1 pseudogene is annotated in these 446 nt (G+C 68.4%); it reads left to right on the top strand.

From position 1 onward, the window contains the following. Positions 1–410 (top strand): annotated as a pseudogene (locus D3D02_RS19880) (FAD-binding oxidoreductase); the annotation flags it as partial. Positions 411–446: the final 36 nt, after the last annotated feature.

Below are 446 nucleotides of genomic sequence, written 5' to 3' on the forward strand. Positions count from 1 at the left end.
TGCTGTACGCGACCGACGGCAGTATCTATCAGGCGCGACCCGCGGGGGTCGTCTTGCCGAGGGACGTAGACGACGTCCGCGCCACCGTCGAGACCGCGACGAGCCACGGCGTCCCCGTTCTGCCACGCGGAACGGGTTCCTCGTTGGGCGGCCAGACCGTCGGACGGGGCTGCGTCGTCATCGACTTCACGAAGTACATGGACGATATCGTTGATATCGACCCGTCAGCGAAGCGCGCGACCGTCCAACCGGGGTGCGTCCAGGACCACCTCGACGCCGCGCTCGCGGAACATGGACTGAAGTTCGCGCCGGACCCCGCCTCGTCGAATCGCTCGACCGTCGGCGGCGGCATCGGCAACAACTCCACCGGCGCCCACTCCGTGCGGTACGGGATCACCGACGCCTACACCTAGGAGCTGCGCGTGGTGCTGGCGGACGGCTCGCTC

It is taken from the genome of Halobellus sp. Atlit-38R, from assembly GCF_003665925.1.
Classification (GTDB): domain Archaea; phylum Halobacteriota; class Halobacteria; order Halobacteriales; family Haloferacaceae; genus Haloquadratum; species Haloquadratum inordinatus.